The sequence below is a fragment of the Alistipes sp. HGB5 genome (assembly GCF_000183485.2).
Classification (GTDB): Bacteria; Bacteroidota; Bacteroidia; order Bacteroidales; family Rikenellaceae; genus Alistipes; species Alistipes finegoldii.
Map to the genome: position 1 here is coordinate 72,696 of NZ_AENZ01000002.1, position 19,318 is coordinate 92,013.

Sequence of the window (19,318 nt, forward strand, 5' to 3'; positions counted from 1 at the left end):
TCACCCCCGACCTCCCTGCGCCTGCAGGGAGGTTTTTTGTTGATTTCCACCGCCTTGCAATATTGCCGCAATCGATTCCGGTTCCACAAGGCAAACATGCCTTTTCGTGATGAAACACTGCCCGTTCATTGAATTTATTTTCAGATGATCCGCTTTCCGCCTATTTTTGTTAGGTCACTTTAAACTATTGCATACCATTTTAAACTATTGCATACCATGGAAATTGTATCAACCACGAAAGGGGGGGGGCAATACTCCGCCCCGATGATCGAGACGATTGAGGTCGCCGCGGAAAAAGGATTTGCCACGTCCGGAGACGTCCCTTCCTCCGACGGAATCAGCCCCCTGAGCTGCTACGACGATTTTTATTTGGGCGAAAACGAATAAAAAACCGGCAGCCATGAAAAAACAAGTCTCTCTTTTAACGCTGACCGCAGCGCTTCTCCTCGGCGCGTGCAGCACCTACGAGGAAGTTCCCGCAACATCCGGCGACGGAGCAACTGCCGTCGGTTTTCTCGCCGATATCGCTCCCCGCGAACAAAGCCGCGCCGACATCAACGTCGATTTCGGCACCGGTCTTACCGGCACATGGAACGGCGAAGACAAACTCGGCGTCCTCGCCAACGACTTCTCGAAGCTCCTGCAATTTACGTACACCACAGACAGCAAGGCTTTTACAGGCTCGCTCTTCGGCTCCGCAGGCACTTGGGCGTACCGCGCCTTCTACCCTCACAACGGAAACGCCACCGTTTCCGGCACGACCGTAACGGTTCCTTTCAGCGCCCTGCGCACCCAGAACGGAAACAAATACAACAGCGAATTCGACATCATGGCCGCCGACGCCATCACCCACAACAACGCCAAGCCGGGCAAAACGCCGGAAGGGAATGCCGTAAAGTTCAATCTTCACCGCATCACCTCGATCCTCGCGCTCAAACTGCAAGGCGGCGCTGCGTCGGAGAAAATAGCCTCCGTCATGCTGACGTCGAAAAAACCGATCGCCTCCGAAAAGCTGACCTTCACCGTTCCCTCGGACCCGAACGCCACATACGATCCGTCGGCTATCACCCCGAAGCTGGTCGTCGAAGGCACCTCCGCAATGGGCTCTCCCATCTCGATCAACTCGGAGCACATCACCGTCACCTACGCCGACGGCACGGCTCCTTCGGCCGATTACAGCGAGACCTTTTTCAACGTGCTCCCTGATGACAGCTACGGCGACCTGACCTTCTCGGCCTGCACCGACAAAGGCAACGCAGCAAGCTTCACGATCACCCGAACGACACCCGTCGTCGCCAACTGGGTCTACACGGTGGAGCGGACCGCATCATTCACCAAAGCCGCAGCCCCGACCGTCAAGTGGATCGGCCACGAAGACCTTACGACACCCACCGAACTGCTCGAAAGCGGCAACAGCGCCAATATCCGGGTCAGCGCACCGGGCGGCATCAAGTCGATGCAGGTGGATATCACCTCGTCGGTACTGACAACTCCTATGGAGGGAAGCGAACAAAATTTGCTGGAGGCGGTAAAACTCGCCCCTTCGATGGAACTGACCAATCCCGCCAATAATGACATGGCAGCCGCTTTAGCCGGATTCGGTTTTCCGACTCCGGCACAACTGCTCAACCAGCAGCATGTGTATTTCCAGATCGGCGGTCTGATAGACATGCTCGCCATGGTCTGCGCCGAGGTGACCGAAACGACGAACTCCGATTTCAAGTTCACCGTCACGGACAATGCCGGACAAAAAACAGTCATCACGCTGAAATACGTAAAAACAGTCGCCCCCGCCATTACTTACAACAACGACGCAGACCTTTGGGCCAATACAGCATCGTTTACGCTTTCAAATATTCCGGCCGATGCGACATCCGTTTCCGTGCAATATAAGAAATCGACCGCTTCGGATACGAAATGGCAGACCGCCGAAATTACCGGAAACAATACAAAAGCGGAAATAAAACCCGACTGGGGCACGCAATTTACGGCGGCGGACTGGACTACCCCCAACAGCGTACAACCGTTTTGGCGCATTACGGAAGGAACCGGCGTTTTTGCAAATAATACGTACGATTACAAATTGACCGTAGACGGAACGGAATACAAAGGGCAGTTTAAGACAGGCAACGGCGATGTAATTCCCGACGGGAATATGGAAAATACAAATCTTCCATGTTTCACACAAAATGGAAGTGAATCTTCCACATTTTGGGGTAGCGGTAATAATGACCAAACTCCGTCCTTGTGTACACAAATCACAACCGAGGGTAATAAATATGCAGTATTACAGTCAAAAAAAGCAGTCATTGTATTGGCAGCAGGCAACCTGTTTACCGGAACTTTTAAATATACGAGCGCAAGATTAGGAGGGACAGGAGCTGTCAATTTCGGACAAAAATATACATATACAGCCCGTCCTTCCGCACTTCAAGTAAAGTATCGCGCAAAAATCAATGCAGTTGATATGAATGTATTGAATGGTCCGTTAGCAAAAAAGGAACAGGACAAAGCACGCATTTTTGTCGCAATCATTAATTGGACATCACAGCATACTGTTTCATCTACCTATTCTCTGGAAGGATCAAACAATGGTTGCGTTGGTGGCTGGGATCCGGAAACAACAACAAATCCCGGCGAAGGCAAGATTATCGGTTATGGCTCTCTATGGCTCACTGAATCAGCAGAAACCGATTGGCAAAATGCTGATATACAAATTCAATGGTACGATAAGGCGATAAAACCTACAGAGGGAAATTACTCTCTAATAATTTCATGTGCAGCAAATGCATATGGCGATTATATGAATGGCTGCACAAGTAACTTCCTCCATATCGACGATATTCAATGGGTATACTAATCCCCCGATAACAAACCCGAAGGCCCCGCGGCCTTCACCCCCGACCTCCCTGCGATTGCAGGGAGGTTCTTTTATTAGGCACCGCCCGCACCGCGAAAGAAGGGCGCGCAAGCCATTTCCCGGCTGCGGAAAGACATCCGAAGAGAGGAGAATCCGGTCCGTCGGAGTGCGGCGCGTCGAGTGTTCGTGATGAAAAATGCGCTGTTCGTTGAATTTATTTTACAAATCCGCGGCACATGCCTATTTTTGCATATTGTCAACAAAAGACTGCATCCATGCGAACAAAAACCCGGACATCCCGCTCCAAACAGACGCTTCGGGACGTTTCGTATAAAGGCGCCCCGACCGGGACAGTCAAAGCGGCAGATACGGCTGCCGAACCGGCAGCGCCGTCCGCAAACGGCACGACCGACAACACTCACCATTGAACGACCGGAATACCATGAAAAGACAACTCATATACTTAATGGCATCGGCGGCCCTGCTGGCGGCCGGATGCTCCACGGAAAACAAGGCTGAAGGCACGGAATACGGCACGCTGAAGGTCAGCTGCACCGCCGACGGTTCGATCGACGCCGCATCGGACGACACTTCCCGGATGCCGGCCGCGCCCTCCGTCCCCCAAGCCGGCGATTTCACGCTTACAGTCACCGGAGAATCGGGGACGCAAAAATGGGATACGCTCACGGAATTCGAGCAGAGCGACGCCGTGTTCCGAATGGGAACCTACACCGTCTCCGTCGCACACGGCGACCCCGATGCGGAGGGAATCGACAAACCCTATTATGCCGCGGAGAAGCGCGTCGAGGTGCTGCCCCGCCGCGCTGCAACGGTGGAGATGACCGCTACGATCGCCAACTCGCAGACGGTGGTCCGCGCCACGGAACAGTTCCTCAACTATTTCCACGACGCGCAGTTTACCGTAACGACGGCATCGGGCAACCAGTTCGACTTCACGCCCGGCAGCACGCCCGCCGACGAGCCGGTATTCGTCAAAAGCGCCACGACGCTCAAGGTAACCGGCACGGCACGCCGCCAGAGCCAGACCGGAACCGACGAGGGGCCTAAGGTCACCTTCTCCGAGCAAACGCTCGAAGCCACTTCGCCGCGCACCTGCCACGTTCTCACCTTCGACGCCAAGGATGCGGGCAGCGTCACGCTGACCGTCACGCTCAGCGACGACTACACCGAAACCCGGCCGATCGACTGCGAGGTCAACGAGGGCGCTATCGACGATACCAAATAAGGAATAAAAACAGCAAAAGATATGAAGACATTTACCAGACTTTTTACGATGTTGGCGGTTGCAGCGTTCGTTGCGGCAGGCTGTGTGAACGAAGAGCCTCCCTACAAGGAGGAACCCAAACCGACGCCGGGCGACGCGACGGGCTTCCTGTCGGTAAGCGGCCTTTCGATGCGGGTGGTCTATGACGAGACGGACGTTCGTCCCGACGACACTTCGGACCAAACACAAAGCCCGCAGGCCGTATCCGGCACCCGTGCCGAGCAACCCGACGTGGACGGTTTCATCGTAGAAATTCTCGACGCCGACAACGCGCAGGTATTCAAAAAAACCTATGCCGAACTCAAACAGCAGCTCGCCGAGCCGATGGAACTTCCGGTGGGCGCCTACCGCATGGAGGTGCGCTCGAAGGAGAGCACTCCGGACGTAGCGTGGGAGCACCCGGTTTACGGCGCGACGAGCAGCTTCACGATTTCAAAGGCGCAGACGACCCAGCTCGAAGAGGTGGTCTGCACATTGCAGAATATCAAGGTCACGGTGGATTATTCGTCCGAACTGGCCGGCATGCTGGCCGACACCAGCAAGGCGACCATATCGCTGGGCCAGACCAGTCAGGAGTTTCTCAAAACCGAAACGCGCGCGGCCTACTTCAAATCGCTGGACATCGAGAATACGCTGGTTTTCAACTTCGACGGCGTTTTCGCCGGCACCGACATCCCCGCGCAGTTCAGCAAGCAGATCACGGGAGTCAAGGCCGGCCAGTGGCGTAAGATTTCGGTCGTAATCAACTACGCCGACAAAGGAACGCTTCTGTTTCAGGTAACGGTGGACAACAACATCATTCAGGACAACTCTTTCGTCGTAGACGGCACCGACAACCTGCTGGAAGAGCTTCTCGAAGACCCCAGCGCACCGGCTCTCGCATGGCCCGGACATGACATGTCCAAGCCTTTTACGCTGACGGACGCCATGTTCGACGACAACGGCAACTGCATCGAACCGTTCGTCTTCGACCTCGCATCGCCCAACGGCATCGAGTCGCTGCGCGTCAATATCGCTTCGACCAGCAGTCAGTTCATGGCTTCGATGGCGGCGATCCAGCTTCCCGAAACGTTCGACCTCTGCGCGCTCGACGCGTCGTCGCCGGCAGGCATCATACTCAAAGGATTCGGCTACCCTGTAGGCGGCGAACTCAAGGGCCAGCAGGCCAAGAGCTTCAACATCGCAGGGCAGATCAAGGCGCTCTACGAATTCGACGGCACGCACACCTTCTCGTTCGACATGACCGACGCCAAAGGCGTCTCGACCGCCGCCGCGCTGACGCTCGTCGTGGACAAAAGCGCGGGTCAGGAGGGTCCTGCAATCGTCTGGAGAGGCTATGATATCGACCAGCAGTACGAAGTGCAGAAAGACATGGTCATCGACATCGACGTGACTGCAACTGCAGGCATCAAGTCGTTCTGGGTTACGATCGACTCCGAGGCACTGAAAGATCTGCTTCCGGTCATCAACATGCCGGAGAAGTTCGACATCTGCGACATTCCGGCCGATCTGGCCGCGATTCTCCACGACGAATTCGGATTCCCGATCAACGAGCAGGTGAAGAACCAGACCGCCGTAATGTTCTCGATCACCAAATTCGTCGAGATACTGCTGGAGATTCCGGGCGAGCATAACTTCGTCCTCGACGTGACGGACAACAACAACGTATTGACGCACAAGACCGTCAAACTCATCGTTAAAGCCGCCGAATAATGAAAAGACACATCACATATATCGCCATGCTGCTCACGGCACTCACCGGCGCGTCATGCTCGCAGGACGAAACTCCTGCCGGCGACGGGCGCACGGGCGTGATGGCGATGACGATTTCGACCTCGCGGGCGGAAGACAACGGCGAATACGATCCGCTGCAATACCAGAAAGTGTATATCTATAACAGCGAGGGCGGGCTGCTCCGCAAATACGCCGCGAAAGACGACATTCCCGAACGGCTGGAGCTGCTCTCCGGCACTTACCGCGTAGCGGTCGAGGCGGGCGAACAGGTCCCCGCGGATTTTTCGAAACGCTTCTACAAAGGCGAGGAGACATTCACCGTCAAGCCCGGAGAAACGACCCATGCGGAGGTAGTTTGCAAGATCGCGAACACCGTCGTCGAAGTCAAATTCGACGCTTCGATCGTCGAGAATCTCGATCCGGGCTACTTCGTATGGATAGCCGGCACGGACAAATTCGACGAGGCGGAAGCCGAGTCGGGTGCGGTTCCTGCGCTCAAATTCACGGACGAAGGCACGGGCTATTACACCCTGCCCGCAGGTACGACTTCGCTGGCATGGATGTTCCGCGGCACGCATACGTCGGGCAAGGAGGTCGAGATGGAAAACACGCTGACCGAGGTCAAGGCCGGCGGCAAATACGTCTTCACCTTCCGCTACTCCCCCGACCTGCCGGGTTATATCGACGCCCTGCTGATCCGCGTCGATACCGAGACGGAAGACAAGGACGACGAGATTATTTTCAGTCCCGATCCGGCCCTTCTCACCGAGGGATTCGACAACGACGAGGTGCAGAAATACACGTCCGGCGAGAAGAAATACCGGATCATGGCCTTCGCAGAGCTGAAAAAATTCACGGTCTCGGTCGGCGACGACAGCTACGACCTGCTCACCGGCACGCACGAAGGCATTTCATTCACACCTACCGATAAATACAACACCGAACTGACGTTGTCCGACGCCTTCTTCGCAGGACTAGCGGGCGGCGACCACGCCGTGACGATCCATGTGGAAGACGCCAACGGCGGCAGCAACGAAATTTCGACGACCTACCGTCTGCAGGGACTGGTTCCGGTTACGGAAAAAAGCTACGACCTCTGGGCCAATACCGTAACGCTGCAGGTCGTGGATTTCACCCGGTCGGCAAACGTAACGTTCGGTCTGTGCGGCAGCGACGGCCAATGGAAATACCTGACCGGCACGTCGCAGGGCGACGATTTCATCTCGGCGACGTTCGCACCGCAGTGGCAGGAATCGACCAATGCCAACGGCCATACGGTCTACACGCGAGAGGCGGGCACCGGAGTCGTCGCAACATACGGCTACGAGTACAAAGTCACCATCGACGGAACTGAAAAAAGCGGTTCGTTCACGGCCGGAGCGGCGCAAACGATTCCCAATGCCGACATGTCGGGGTGGAGCATGACCAGCGGTTTCGCATTCCCCAATGCGGAGGGAGGGGCATTCTGGAGCAGCGGCAACAACACTATGACAAAAACGCTCTGCACCTCCACCGACGTAAAATTCGGCAAGGCGGCACCGGCAGCCAAACTCACCAGCACCAATATGCTCGTTCTGGCCGCCGGCAACCTTTTCACGGGAACATTCGCTTACAAAAGCTTCACCGGCACCGTGCAGTTCGGCCAGCCTTATGACTTCACGGTGCGCCCCTCGGCGTTAAAGGTTAAATACCACGCCAAGGTCGGCACGGTAGATAAAGTACGCACCTCCGGCGATATTTGTCCCTACATCAAGAAAGGCGATCCGGACATGGCGCGGATTTTCGTTGCCATCGTCGATTGGAACGCCCCGCATCAGGTAGTATCAGCCATGACCACTACCAAAGGCGCTTGGGACCCGGAGAAAGGCATCGACAACGTATCGGAAGGTAAAATTCTGGGATACGGTTCGCTCTGGATCACGCAGTCGACGGAGGGCGACGATATGCAGGACGCCGAATTGGACATCGTATGGTACGACCATGAGACGCGTCCCAGCGGGGGGGGGTACTCACTCGTGATCTCATGTGCCTGCAACGCCTACGGCGATTACTTTACGGGCTGTTCGACGAACGTCATGTACGTCGACGATTTTGAATGGGTATATTAACGACTAAACGCACGACAATGCGCAAAATAACCATCAGCACGCTCCTGACCCTGCTGTATCTCGCAGGTACGGCTCAGGCGCTGCGTGCGCAGCAGACAACGGAGGACGCGTCCCTCCCGGCCGACAGCGTCGGACAGGAACGCGCGCTCACAATCAATGAAATGCGCCAACAGCGCGGTCTGACCGATACGCACAACCTCTTCGTCCCGCGCGGACAGTGGATATTCGGAGGAACGGCTTCCTACTCGACCCATTCGAACGAAACCTACCGGTTTCTGGTCGTCGAAGGCATCGAATCGAAGGGCTACACCTTCAAGGTCAGCCCGATGATCGCCTACGCATTGCGCGACAACATGGCCATCGGAGGACGCTTCATCTACTCGCGCTCGCTGCTCAAGCTCGACAAGGCCGACCTCAACCTCGGCGGCGAGGATTCGGACCTCAATTTCGAGGTGAACGACTACTATTCGCTGCGCCACAGCTACTCGGTGGCGGTAATCTGGCGGCAGTACATTCCGCTGGGACGCAACAAACGCTTCGCGCTCTTCAACGAAATGCAGCTGTCCGGAGGCGGCACGCAGGCGCGCTTCGCCAAGGATTCCCCGGTGAAGGGCACCTACGAAACCGGCTACACCTTCTCGCTCGGCGTTTCGCCCGGCATCGTGGCCTTCGCGACGAACAACATGGCCGTCGAAGTAAACGTCGGCGTAATGGGTATCACCTATACGCACACCAAGCAGGTACACAATCAGGTTACGGTCGGCAAGCGCGACGCCAGCATGATGAACTTCAAGGTCAACATCTTCTCGATCGGACTCGGTATGGCATTCTATCTCTAAAATCGGCAAGCACATGAAACGAATCATACTTTCCATCTTCTCGGTATTCATTACGCTCGGCGCCGCTGCGGAGACAGAACAAGCCCGTCCCGCAGTGCAGCAGTCCGAAACCGCTGCCGCCGCTGAAACGCCTTCGGTCACGGCCGAATCCGCCGCAGCCCCTGCGGCGCAGACAGCAGCGCCCGCCGCGGAACAGACATCCGGAAATCAGCTGACCGCAGACGCCTTTGCGACGCCCGCACCGTCGCCCATCGCCGCCGACAGGCAGAAACGGCCCAAGGAACAGCGCTTTCTGCCGACGCGCAAACGCATAGACCGCGAAATCAACAAACTCAAATTCGCCTACAAAGGCGAAGTTATGATGGGACTGACGGCATCGTACGGCACCCTGTCAAGCGACGATACGGACATCATGCTCATCCTCGACAACATCAACGCGGACGGTACGGTTGCTACGGTCAAACCCTTTGTCGGCTATTTCTACCGCGACAACAACTGCATCGGCGTGCGTTTCGGTTACCGCCACATGAGCGGCACGCTCGACAACACCTATTTCGATGCCGGCGAGGGCAACGACCTGTCGGGGCAGCTCCCCTACATCGACCTTTCGAGCGACAACTACTCGTTCGGCATCTTCCACCGTTCGTATGCCGGACTCGATCCCAAGGGGCGTTTCGGACTCTTCGCCGAATTCGAACTGGCCCTCTCTACGGGTACTTCGAACTTCCTGTACGACCCCGACCGCAAGGAGGGCGGCAACCCCAATCGTACCTACAGTGACAATACGCAGGTAAAACTTTCGTTTAATCCGGGAGCGGCCGTCTACATCTTCCCCAACGTCTGCGCGACGCTTTCGTTCGGGCTGGGTGGCATACAGTACAATTCCGTCACCCAGAAGGATGCCGACGGCAACAAGGTCGGTTCGCGCAAGGCTTCGAACATGCGCTTCCGGCTCAACATCGCAGCCATCAATTTCGGCATGACGATCCATTTGTGGGACAAGAAAAAGCAGTAAGACATGAAATATTTCCGCATACTCTTCTCGGCAGCAGCGCTTCTTTTAGCCGCTTCGTGCATCGACAACGACGTGCCTTATCCCGTCGTCGAACTCAGGATCGCGGGCGTCGAAGGCAGCGGCTTCACCGTGTCGGGCATCAGCATCGCCAACCGCACCGTGACGCTTACGCTGGATGAGAAAACCGACATACGCAAAGTCGGCATCGACAAGGTTACGTTCGACGCCGCGACCTCCAATCCGATGATGACCGACACGGAGTCTTTCATCGGCCAGATCAAAACGTCGCGGCCCCTCAGCGGAGAATTCGACCTGCGTTCGCCGCTGTACGTCACCCTCTCGCTCTATCAGGATTACGAATGGACGATCGTGGCCGAACAGCCGATCGAGCGCGCCTTTACGGTCGCAGGCCAGATCGGCGCGACGGTAATAGACGCCCAGAAACGTACGGCGACGGCCTATGTGGCCAAGGGGACGAACCTCGGCGACATTACGGTCACCCGGCTCAAACTTGGTCCTGCCGACATCACGACCTACTCTCCCACGGCGGAAGAACTCTCGGCTTCGGGCTTCGAAACGATGCGTTTCGTCGATGCGACCTATCACGGAGCTACCGAACGCTGGACGCTCCATGTCGAGCACACCGACCTGAAAATCGTCTTCCGGGAGACGGACCTCTGGAACAACACGGGCGTCATAACCGCCATGGCAACGGAAGAGGAGTATCCCGACGCCGTGATCCAATACCGTGTGAAAGGCACCGACGAGTGGCAGGCGACACAAAAGGGCGAGCGGGACGAAACCGGACTCTTCACGGCCGCCGTCACCCCCGAATGGACGAGTTCGACCAACGCCGCCGGGCTCCCCGTCAAACGTCTGGTGCGGACCAAGGGCGTCTATGCGGGTCAGACCTACGAGTTGCGGCTGCTCGTCAACGGAGAAGCGACCGAAACGTCCGAATACACCGTCCCCGCGGGCGACGTCATACCCGACGGCAACATGGAAAATCCGGGGCTTTCGTGCTTCACACAAGAGAATCAGAATGCGGAATTCTGGGCCAGCGGCAACAACGGCTTCGCTAAGGAACTCTGCACATCGGCCGCTTTCGACGGAATGGGCGGCAGCCGCTGCGCCCTGCTGAAAGCCTCGGCTCCCCCGATCGTGGGACTGGCCGCGGGCAACCTGATGTCCGGCATCTTCTACAAAGACGGTCCGACGACCGGCGTCGTGGAATTCGGGCAGCCCTACACATGGACGGCACGCCCCTCCGGCATGAAAGTAAAATACCATGCGACGGTCGGCATCGTCAATCAGGCAAAACACAGCGGAGCGCCGATCGGCAAGGGCGATCAGGACAAGGCCCGGATCTTCGTGGCAATCGTAGACTGGAATGCCCGTCACCGGGTAGCTTCGGGAACGGGCGCCCCGACCGGCACTTGGGACCCGACGGAAACCACGGCAACGGACGAGGGCAAGATCATCGCCTGCGGTTCGCTGTTCATCGACCGTTCGACCGCCGGCGACCGGATGACCGAAATCACGCTGCCGCTCGATTTCTACGACACGCAGGCCCGTCCCACGGGCAAATACAGCATCGTCATCTCCTGCTCGACCAGCGCCTACGGCGACTTCATGGTCGGCTGCACGACGAACACGATGTACGTCGACGACTTCGAATGGGTTTATTAAGCCGGGAGCGTTAAAACCGGAAAACACAACGAAAAAGGATGGGACGCGTCGGCGTCCCATCCTTTTTCATTACGGGCACTCAGGTCCCAGTTCCGCGCCGCTGCCTCCCCCACCGCAGTCTCCAATCCCTCACCGCAGTCTCAATCGCTCGCTGCTGTTCCCACTCCTTCGCCGCCCCTCTCAGAACAAAAAACAAAAGCGGCAGAACCGATGGTTCTGCCGCTTCGTTATCGCACTCTGGCTTACGTTCCGCCGGGCGGAAATCACCTCACGGCGACCCGGCAATATTTGTCATAACGGCCTATCACGTCGTTCACGTAAGCCAGCGTCTGCCGGCTGCCGGTGAAACGGCCGCACTTGACCACTTCGTTCTCGTAGTATTCGGGCTGCGCCTTGAGCTGCAGGTACCGGGCTACCACCTCCCACGAATTGGGATCCTCCCCGTTGACACGCGCCAGACGCCGGGCATCGTTCACATGGCCTATACCGCTGTTGTAGCAGGCCAGTATTATGCTCATCCGGTCCTTGTCCGAAGTTTCCGCAGGAAAACGGAGCGTACTCTTTATTTTCGACATCAGCTTGTTGGCCAGCCATATGTTGGTCTCTGGATTGGCTATATCGCCTGCCGGAACGTCGAACTGACGCGCTACCGAAGGCATGATCTGCATCAGTCCCTTGGCTCCGCTGCGCGAGGTGATATCGGGCGTAAAACGCGACTCGTGATACGCGATGGCGCTCATCAGGCGCCAGTCGTGGCCCTCTTTTTCGCTGATGTTGCGAATGATGTTGTCGTAGGCCGAAATCACGTAATCGCCGTCGCTGAGCAGCGAATTGCCGAAATCGGCCTCTTCGTTCAGCATGTCGTCCGTCACGGGTGTGCTGAACTTGGCGTTAAAGCCGTAAAATGTCGTAAGAATTGTTAAGAACGCAAACGTTAAAACTGTCTTTTTTAACATAAAAGGTTGTTTTGCGGGCAGTTCACACCGCGCAGAACAATACGCTAATCATAGAAACCCCATGAGATACCGATTTTGAACATGCCCGGATTCAGCGGATAGTTAGCCGCCGAGAAATATTCTCCGTTACCGAACAGTCCCTTGTTCACATGCTGATATTTCAGGAATATCCGCATTCTCTTCCACTTACCCATGACGAAAGCGTCCATGTAGGGATAATTCCCCACCTCGACCTCGCGCTGGTTGTAAAACGCCGACAGTGCGGGATTGTAACCGGGCGCATAATAACGCGTATTATAGCGTCCGTCCAAACCGATCTGCAGGCGCAGTACGTTGCGCACGACCCAGAATTCGTAATAATACGAAAGGAAGGCGCTCAAAAGCGGAACGGGTGCAACTTCTTGATTCGTACTCCACTGCAACAATACCCTGTTGTCCAAATGAAGTCCGCCTAAGCGGAAATCTTTGCGAGCGTACACACTCGTGAGGCTTACGTTTCCACCCTGCTGGGTAATCTGGCTGTCTGCGTCGTAATAGATCTTGTCGCTGACGACGCCCTGCCATGCTCCCGCTTCAAACGCGAAATCGGGAATCGAAAACTTCACCTCGAACCGAGTTTCATTCTCCTTGCCTAAAGGAGTGGACCATATATAATGGTTCGAGAAGAGATTCTCCTGCCAGTAGTTGGGCGAGCGGCGGTCCATCGTGAACCGGCCTTCGAGAATCAGGGGGTGTCCGCGGAGATACCCCGTCAGCGCCAGATGGGCGCCCAAGGTGAGGTCTCCGCCTCTGTATCCCGACGGGTAGAACTTGAGGTTCGCATCCCAATCGACATATTTCTTTATCTTGCCTCCGACGGAGCCGTATGCGAAATAGCTGGTCTTGTTGACCTTCGTATACTTTCCCGTCAGGAAATCACGCATCTCGAACTGCGAGTAGGTATGCATGTCGATGCCTATGCCGGCATCAATCGTGCCTACCACGCCGTTGCGGTCCCAAGGCTGCGCCTGAACAAAGAAGCGGTTCGAGATAACGCGCTCGTAAATCGAGTCGCGCGTATCGCGGGGATTGATGAACCAGTCCTTGTAGTAAATCCCCTCCGTAGGCTTGAATTCGCCCGTCTCCGGGTCCCGCTCGCCCCGCTCGTTCGTATAGCCGGCCTTTATATCCGTATAGACCTTGCTCCACGAGCTGTACTCGAACGAATGGCCTATGAATACCGCCGAAAGGTCGGCCAGCGAAAAATCGCTGTCCGTCACCCGCTGCAGCGGAAGCGCATACGACTGGGTGACGAAGAAGGCGTTGTTGCGGTAGGTATTCTGCGCCTCGGCGTCGGCCAGCTTCATCGGCACGCCCGACGGCATCTGGAACGTCGTATCGGCAATGGCCCACGTGCCGACCACGCCGCCGTTTTCCTGCTGCTCGATGTGATTGTTGTAATAGGCCGCATGCACCGAATAGCGTTTGCCCGTATGGTTGAACGCCACCGCGAGGTTGTGGTTCTTGGTGCGGGACCAGATATACTGGCCGCGCGTTCCCCGCGCCTTGTAATCGACGTTGAATCCCGTCGTCGGCGAGACGTTCTGCGCGTGCATGATGTTGAAGTTCTCCTCGCGGAAACGCTTCTGTCCCGATTCGAGATAGGTCATGCGGATGATCGGCTTCTTCGTATTGTAGAAGGGCACGTTCTCCATATCGTACGTGTAGGCATAGTAGGGACTCGCGAAACCGAAGTCGAAGTTCTGGGGCCGCCGGAAATAGTTCATCGGCAGCGAAGCCTGTCCGAGAGCGCCCTGCGCGATGTCGCCCACCTCTTCGCGGTAGAACGGATAGTCGATGCGCCAGTCGGTCAGCGTCGTGTCCAGCGGTCCGATCTCAACGCGGTTGTAGTCGCGCCTGACGTTCCAGCGGAAATTGTTCAGCGAGCGAACCGAATCGCTGAAAAAATAGGATTCGAGCGGCTTGCGGATCTTGCGCTCCTTCTTGGTCGTATCCTGCGGCTGCTGTTCGCCCTCCTCGCCCTCTTCCGCAGGCTGTTCGAACGGATTGTTGCCGTAGAGGCTGCCGGTCTGCCCGCGCTGCTGCGCACGCATCAGCGTCTTGGCGTCGAAACCCTGCGAACGGACGACGCCGGGCGCTGTCAGGAACAGACCGAGCAAAGCTGTCAGCAATATTCTTTTCGTCAATCTCGACATAGAACGGGAATCCGCGGCAAAGGTAATTAAAAAAATTTAGATATAAAATTATTCCTCCGGGCAAGCCGCTGAATCACGGCTTTTTAGCGTCACGATCCAGTTTACCGCCGAAACGATGATGTAAAGCAGAATGATAACCGGGACAGCTCGAACACCCAAAGCGACCAACAGGACAACGGACAGCGCAATAAAGAGATAGCGGATCTCGTTGCCTTTAAAAGAAAAACTCCGGAACTTGAAAGCGAACATCCTCACCGGCGAAATGAGCAGCCACGACATGACCGGCATCAGCAGGAGCACCCAGACGCCCAGACTGAAGCCCGTCTTGGCGTTCATCCAACCCAGTGCAGCGAAGAACAGCGCATTGGCCGGAGTGGGCAGACCGCAGAATTCGGTGTGCTGCGTTTCGTCGATATTGAACTTGGCCAGCCGCAGCGCCGAGAAAGCCGCCACCACGAAGCAGAGCACGCTGCCGCCGTAGCGCATCCACGGTTCGGCATCGGCCGCAAGCGCGTCGTTCCACAGCACGAAAAGCACCGAAGCCGGAACGAATCCGAACGAAACCATGTCGGAGAGCGAATCCAGCTGGACGCCGATGGCCGAGGGACACTTCAGCAGCCGGGCGGCGAAGCCGTCGCAATAGTCGAAGACGCCCGCGGCGACGGTGAGCCAGAAAGTCAGCTCCAGATCGTGGTAAACCAACGCCGAAACCGCCGCAAACGAGCCGCAGAGCAGGCTTGAGAGGGTCAGCAGATTGGGTATGGTGAACAGTTTTATTTTCATCGGGAACCTAAAAATATTTATTCCAGCAATAGGCGGCAAAGTTACAAAATATTTTTATCTTTGTCTCACTTAATTCCATATTATAACTTATGGCAAGCAACAAATATTGTGTCATCATGGCCGGCGGCATCGGTTCGCGCTTCTGGCCCAAGAGCAGGCAGTCGATGCCCAAACAGTTCCTCGACATACTGGGAACGGGAAAATCGTTTATCCGCCACACTTACGAACGCTTTGCAAAAATCGTCCCCGCCGAGAACTTTCTCGTCGTGACCAACCATAAATACAAGGACCTCGTACTCGAACACATCCCCGAAATCGGCGAACGGCAGGTGCTCTGCGAACCGATCGGCCGCAATACGGCCCCCTGCATCGCCTATGCGGCCTACACGCTGATGAAACAGAATCCCGATGCGGAGATGATCGTCACCCCGGCCGACCACCTGATCCTCAACGAAGAGGACTTCCGCCAAATCATCGGCGAGTGTCTCGAATTCGCCGACAAACACGACGCCCTGCTGACCGTCGGCATCAAACCGACACGTCCCGATACGGGTTACGGCTACATTCAGGTTTCGGACACCAACGTCATCAGCAAGGTCAAGTGCTTCACCGAGAAACCGAACCTCGAACTGGCGCAGACCTTCCTGCAAACGGGCGAATTCTTCTGGAATTCGGGCATCTTCATCTGGAAAGTGCAGACCATCGTCGAAGCGTTCCGGAAATACCTGCCCGAACACCACGCCATGTTCAGCGGCGTGATGAAGGCGCTGGGCACCGACGCCGAGAAAACCACCGTCGAAATCGTCTTCTCGGAGTGCCGCGCCATTTCGATCGACTACGGCATCATGGAGAAGGCCGACAACGTATACGTCCGCTGCGGCGATTTCGGCTGGAGCGACGTAGGCACGTGGGGCTCGGTCTACCAGCATTCGCGCAAGGACCGCTACGCCAACGCCGTGCCTGAGCAGGGGTGCTACCTTTACGACACGCGCAGCAGCATCGTTTCGCTGCCCAAGGACAAGGTGGCCGTCATCAGCGGCCTGAAGGAGTATATCGTCGTGGATACCGACGACGTGCTGATGATCTGCCCCCGCTCCGAGGAGCAGAACATCAAGAAATTCATCGACGAAGTCAAATTCCACAACGGAGACAAACACATCTGACGCATCCGGGCCGGCAGCCCGCATATACGGCATCCATATGTCCGAACTGTACGATATTTTCCGGCGGCACCCCCGCATCTCGACCGACACGCGCCGCATCGAGCCGGGGTCCGTCTTCTTCGCCCTGCACGGGGCGACCTTCGACGGCAACCGCTTCGCCGCCGACGCACTCTCCAAAGGCGCCGCATACGTCGTCGTGGACGATCCTGCGGCCGTCAGCGGCGACCGCACGGTACTCGTCGGCGATACGCTCGAAGCCCTTCAGGAGCTGGCGCGCGAATACCGCCGCGAACTGGCGATTCCGATTCTGGCCATTTCGGGCAGCAACGGCAAGACCACGACCAAGGAGCTGGTGAGCCGCGTGCTGGCCGAACGCTTCGAAGTCTATGCCACGCACGGCAATCTCAACAACCACATCGGCGTGCCGCTGACGCTGCTCGCCATGACCCGCGACACCGAATTCGGCGTGGTCGAAATGGGCGCCAGCGCCTGCGGCGAAATCGCCCTGCTGGCGTCTATCGCCGAACCCAACTACGGCATCCTGACCAACATCGGCCGCGCGCACCTCGAAGGATTCGGCGGCCCGGAGGGCATTCGCCGCGGCAAGGGCGAGCTGCTGGACTATCTGGCCGCGAACGGCGGCCGCGCCTTCGTCCCGCGCGAAGACCAAACGCTGACCAACATGGCCGCGGAGCGCGACGGGCTGGCTGCGGAATACTACTCCGTAACACTGGCCGACGGCATCGCGCACCATCTGGAAGGAGACTACAACCGCTTCAACATCGCGGCGGCCGTGGCCGTAGGACGCTATTTCGACATCGACGGCGAACGCATCCGCCACGCCGTCGGCAGCTATATGCCCGACAACAACCGTTCGCAGCGGACCGAAACGGAGCGCAACACGCTGATCGTGGATTGCTACAACGCCAACCCGTCGAGCATGCGCGCTTCGGTCCTCAACTTCCTCGCCGAGCCGGCCGGCGGCAGAAGCCGCCGCGTGCTGATTCTGGGCGACATGCTCGAACTGGGCGCATGGTCGGAGCAGGAGCACCGCGACATCGTCGCCCTCGCAGCCCGGAATCCGGACGCTGAACTGATGCTCGTGGGCGGAGAATTCGCCCGCGCCTGCGCCGGCATGGAGCCGCAGCCCGCCAACACCGCCCTCTTCCCCTCGCGCGAGGAGCTGATCGCCGAACTGCGCCGCCGTCCGGTCGAGAACGCCTTCGTGCTGGTCAAGGGTTCACGCGGCATCGGGCTGGGAAAGGCGCTCGAAGAGCTGTAACATCGCCCGGCAGGCCCTCCCGCGCACAGAGTCGCCCCGCCTTACAGGACCGTTCCGCCGCACAACGCCGGAACGAGGAGGGGCCCGAAGCAGAAGGAGGCCCCGGAGCGAGACAGGACCCGGAGCGAGACAGGACCCGGAACAAGGGAGAGCCCGGAGCGAAGAGGGGCGCCGCGCCGACAAAAAGCGCCTTTCCGCCGACTCAAACCGCACCGACGAACGAGAACCGCCTAAATAATAATGCCATGAAACGATTGCTGTCCGCACTTCTGCTGCTGGCCGCGGCCAATGCCGCCGCCGGCGAGAAAAGCGTTTCGCTCGAACGCAATTTCGGAACCCTCTACGGCACGCTGCTCACGCCTGACGAAGGCGCCGAAACCGTGGCGGTCCTCATCGCGGGATCAGGTCCCACACCCCGCAACGGCAACACGAACAACTACCTCTATCTGGCGCAGGAGCTTGAAAAAGCGGGTATCGCCACGCTCCGCTACGACAAACGGGGCATCGGATCGAGCAAATTCGACGACCCGGACAAAATGGCCGACGCCACGCTCGACGACTTCATCGGCGACGCTGCGGCATGGGCCGAGTACCTCTCCCGGCAGGATTTCCGCCGCATCGTGCTGATCGGCCACAGCGAGGGGGCGCTGATCGCCTTCTGCGCGGCGCAACAATGCCCCGAAGTCGATGCCGTGATTTCGTTGGCGGGCGCCGGCTATCCGCTCGACGAAATACTCCAGCTTCAGCTGGCCGCACAACTCGCCCCGACGCACATGGAGCTGCTGATGCAGGCCCGTGCCATCACCGCCGCCCTGAAACGCGGCGAACGGGTCGAGTCGTGTCCGCCCGAACTGACGCCCCTCTTCGCACCCCCGTTACAGACATTCTGGATCTCGTCGCTGAGCTACGACCCGCGCGAGGAAATTCGCAAAGTGACGGTTCCCGTACTGATCGTCAACGGCGACATCGACTTCCAAGTGACGCCCGACAACGCCGACGCACTGGCGAAAGCCCAGCCCCGGTCCCGGAAAACGATCATCGAAGGCATGACCCACACGCTCAAAAAAGCCTCCGGCCCCACGCGCACGGAGCAGATCGCCGCCTATACGGACGATACGCTTCCGGTCGCTCCGGAGCTGGTCGCCGCCGTCACCGGATTCATCGAAGGACTCTGAGATTCGCTTTTCATCGCTTCTCCGCCGGGGAATTTCCGTCATTCGATTATTTTGGTTATTTTTGATTCCGCAAAAAGACAACCGACACCCCAAGTACCGATCAGAACCTCCCACAATCCAATGCCATGAAACTCCTGATCAGCATCGAATACCGTACCCGCTGGGGCGAACAGCTCGTACTCCGCCTCGGCAAGCGGCGCATCGCCCTGCAATACGCCGACGGCGGCGTCTGGA

Annotated in this window: 14 protein-coding genes; 11 read left to right on the top strand and 3 right to left on the bottom strand. The window is 57.5% G+C overall.

Features of this window, described 5'->3' with window-relative positions:
• Positions 1 to 216 precede the first annotated feature (216 nt).
• The 8 genes from HMPREF9720_RS15550 to HMPREF9720_RS00315 all read left to right on the top strand — a co-directional run bounded on the left by HMPREF9720_RS15550 (position 217) and on the right by HMPREF9720_RS00315 (position 11,530).
• Entirely contained in the window at positions 217 to 387 is a 171-nt protein-coding gene (locus HMPREF9720_RS15550; protein ID WP_014775959.1) for a hypothetical protein, read from the top strand.
• Positions 388 to 400: 13 nt separating this feature from the next.
• On the top strand, positions 401 to 2,860 hold the full coding sequence (locus HMPREF9720_RS00285) for a PCMD domain-containing protein (protein ID WP_009596071.1): 2,460 nt from the start codon (positions 401 to 403) through the stop codon (positions 2,858 to 2,860).
• A gap of 442 nt (positions 2,861 to 3,302) precedes the next feature.
• Positions 3,303 to 4,106, top strand: a complete 804-nt coding sequence (locus HMPREF9720_RS00290) for a DUF4493 domain-containing protein (RefSeq protein WP_254654344.1) — start codon at positions 3,303 to 3,305, stop codon at positions 4,104 to 4,106.
• 21 nt (positions 4,107 to 4,127) lie between these two features.
• The gene (locus HMPREF9720_RS00295; RefSeq protein WP_009596074.1) at positions 4,128 to 5,858 is read left to right on the top strand and encodes a DUF4493 domain-containing protein; all 1,731 of its coding nucleotides are present in this window, start codon (positions 4,128 to 4,130) and stop codon (positions 5,856 to 5,858) included.
• The gene (locus tag HMPREF9720_RS00300) at positions 5,858 to 7,987 is read left to right on the top strand and encodes a DUF4493 domain-containing protein (protein ID WP_139022426.1); all 2,130 of its coding nucleotides are present in this window, start codon (positions 5,858 to 5,860) and stop codon (positions 7,985 to 7,987) included. Before HMPREF9720_RS00295 ends, HMPREF9720_RS00300 begins: the two co-directional genes overlap by 1 nt.
• Before the next feature lie 17 nt (positions 7,988 to 8,004).
• On the top strand, positions 8,005 to 8,826 hold the full coding sequence (locus HMPREF9720_RS00305; RefSeq protein WP_009596119.1) for a hypothetical protein: 822 nt from the start codon (positions 8,005 to 8,007) through the stop codon (positions 8,824 to 8,826).
• Between the two features lie 13 nt (positions 8,827 to 8,839).
• Positions 8,840 to 9,841 (top strand): hypothetical protein, encoded by a 1,002-nt coding sequence (locus HMPREF9720_RS00310; protein WP_009596096.1) that lies wholly within the window; start codon positions 8,840 to 8,842, stop codon positions 9,839 to 9,841.
• A gap of 3 nt (positions 9,842 to 9,844) precedes the next feature.
• The gene (locus HMPREF9720_RS00315; protein ID WP_009596106.1) at positions 9,845 to 11,530 is read left to right on the top strand and encodes a PCMD domain-containing protein; all 1,686 of its coding nucleotides are present in this window, start codon (positions 9,845 to 9,847) and stop codon (positions 11,528 to 11,530) included.
• Positions 11,531 to 11,793: 263 nt separating this feature from the next.
• Here HMPREF9720_RS00315 and HMPREF9720_RS00320 read toward each other — a convergent pair whose 3' ends face one another.
• From HMPREF9720_RS00320 to HMPREF9720_RS00330, 3 genes are all read right to left on the bottom strand, one after another.
• The gene (locus HMPREF9720_RS00320; protein ID WP_009596086.1) at positions 11,794 to 12,486 is read right to left on the bottom strand and encodes a transglycosylase SLT domain-containing protein; all 693 of its coding nucleotides are present in this window, start codon (positions 12,484 to 12,486) and stop codon (positions 11,794 to 11,796) included.
• A 44-nt stretch (positions 12,487 to 12,530) separates the two neighbouring features.
• The gene (locus HMPREF9720_RS00325) at positions 12,531 to 14,645 is read right to left on the bottom strand and encodes a putative porin (protein WP_302621229.1); all 2,115 of its coding nucleotides are present in this window, start codon (positions 14,643 to 14,645) and stop codon (positions 12,531 to 12,533) included.
• An 84-nt stretch (positions 14,646 to 14,729) separates the two neighbouring features.
• The gene (locus tag HMPREF9720_RS00330; RefSeq protein ID WP_009596070.1) at positions 14,730 to 15,464 is read right to left on the bottom strand and encodes a CDP-alcohol phosphatidyltransferase family protein; all 735 of its coding nucleotides are present in this window, start codon (positions 15,462 to 15,464) and stop codon (positions 14,730 to 14,732) included.
• 89 nt (positions 15,465 to 15,553) lie between these two features.
• Here HMPREF9720_RS00330 and HMPREF9720_RS00335 point away from each other — a divergent pair, with 89 nt between their 5' ends.
• From HMPREF9720_RS00335 to HMPREF9720_RS00345, 3 genes are all read left to right on the top strand, one after another.
• A complete protein-coding gene (locus HMPREF9720_RS00335) occupies positions 15,554 to 16,627 on the top strand; it encodes a mannose-1-phosphate guanylyltransferase (protein WP_009596100.1) in 1,074 nt (357 codons plus the stop codon).
• 37 nt (positions 16,628 to 16,664) lie between these two features.
• Positions 16,665 to 17,909: a UDP-N-acetylmuramoyl-tripeptide--D-alanyl-D-alanine ligase gene (locus tag HMPREF9720_RS00340; protein WP_009596102.1), complete on the top strand. Its 1,245-nt coding sequence runs from the start codon at positions 16,665 to 16,667 to the stop codon at positions 17,907 to 17,909.
• A 245-nt stretch (positions 17,910 to 18,154) separates the two neighbouring features.
• Complete coding sequence (locus HMPREF9720_RS00345; protein WP_009596109.1) at positions 18,155 to 19,084, top strand: alpha/beta hydrolase; 930 nt, start codon at positions 18,155 to 18,157, stop codon at positions 19,082 to 19,084.
• Positions 19,085 to 19,318: the final 234 nt, after the last annotated feature.

Bases quoted from the DNA above. Each gene is read 5' to 3' on its own strand.
- HMPREF9720_RS15550 (WP_014775959.1), top strand. From the start codon at position 217: ATGGAAATTGTATCAACCACGAAAGGGGGGGGGCAATACTCCGCCCCG.
- HMPREF9720_RS00285 (WP_009596071.1), top strand. From the start codon at position 401: ATGAAAAAACAAGTCTCTCTTTTAACGCTGACCGCAGCGCTTCTCCTC.
- HMPREF9720_RS00290 (WP_254654344.1), top strand. From the start codon at position 3,303: ATGAAAAGACAACTCATATACTTAATGGCATCGGCGGCCCTGCTGGCG.
- HMPREF9720_RS00295 (WP_009596074.1), top strand. From the start codon at position 4,128: ATGAAGACATTTACCAGACTTTTTACGATGTTGGCGGTTGCAGCGTTC.
- HMPREF9720_RS00300 (WP_139022426.1), top strand. From the start codon at position 5,858: ATGAAAAGACACATCACATATATCGCCATGCTGCTCACGGCACTCACC.
- HMPREF9720_RS00305 (WP_009596119.1), top strand. From the start codon at position 8,005: ATGCGCAAAATAACCATCAGCACGCTCCTGACCCTGCTGTATCTCGCA.
- HMPREF9720_RS00310 (WP_009596096.1), top strand. From the start codon at position 8,840: ATGAAACGAATCATACTTTCCATCTTCTCGGTATTCATTACGCTCGGC.
- HMPREF9720_RS00315 (WP_009596106.1), top strand. From the start codon at position 9,845: ATGAAATATTTCCGCATACTCTTCTCGGCAGCAGCGCTTCTTTTAGCC.
- HMPREF9720_RS00320 (WP_009596086.1), bottom strand. From the start codon at position 12,486: ATGTTAAAAAAGACAGTTTTAACGTTTGCGTTCTTAACAATTCTTACG.
- HMPREF9720_RS00330 (WP_009596070.1), bottom strand. From the start codon at position 15,464: ATGAAAATAAAACTGTTCACCATACCCAATCTGCTGACCCTCTCAAGC.
- HMPREF9720_RS00335 (WP_009596100.1), top strand. From the start codon at position 15,554: ATGGCAAGCAACAAATATTGTGTCATCATGGCCGGCGGCATCGGTTCG.
- HMPREF9720_RS00340 (WP_009596102.1), top strand. From the start codon at position 16,665: ATGTCCGAACTGTACGATATTTTCCGGCGGCACCCCCGCATCTCGACC.
- HMPREF9720_RS00345 (WP_009596109.1), top strand. From the start codon at position 18,155: ATGAAACGATTGCTGTCCGCACTTCTGCTGCTGGCCGCGGCCAATGCC.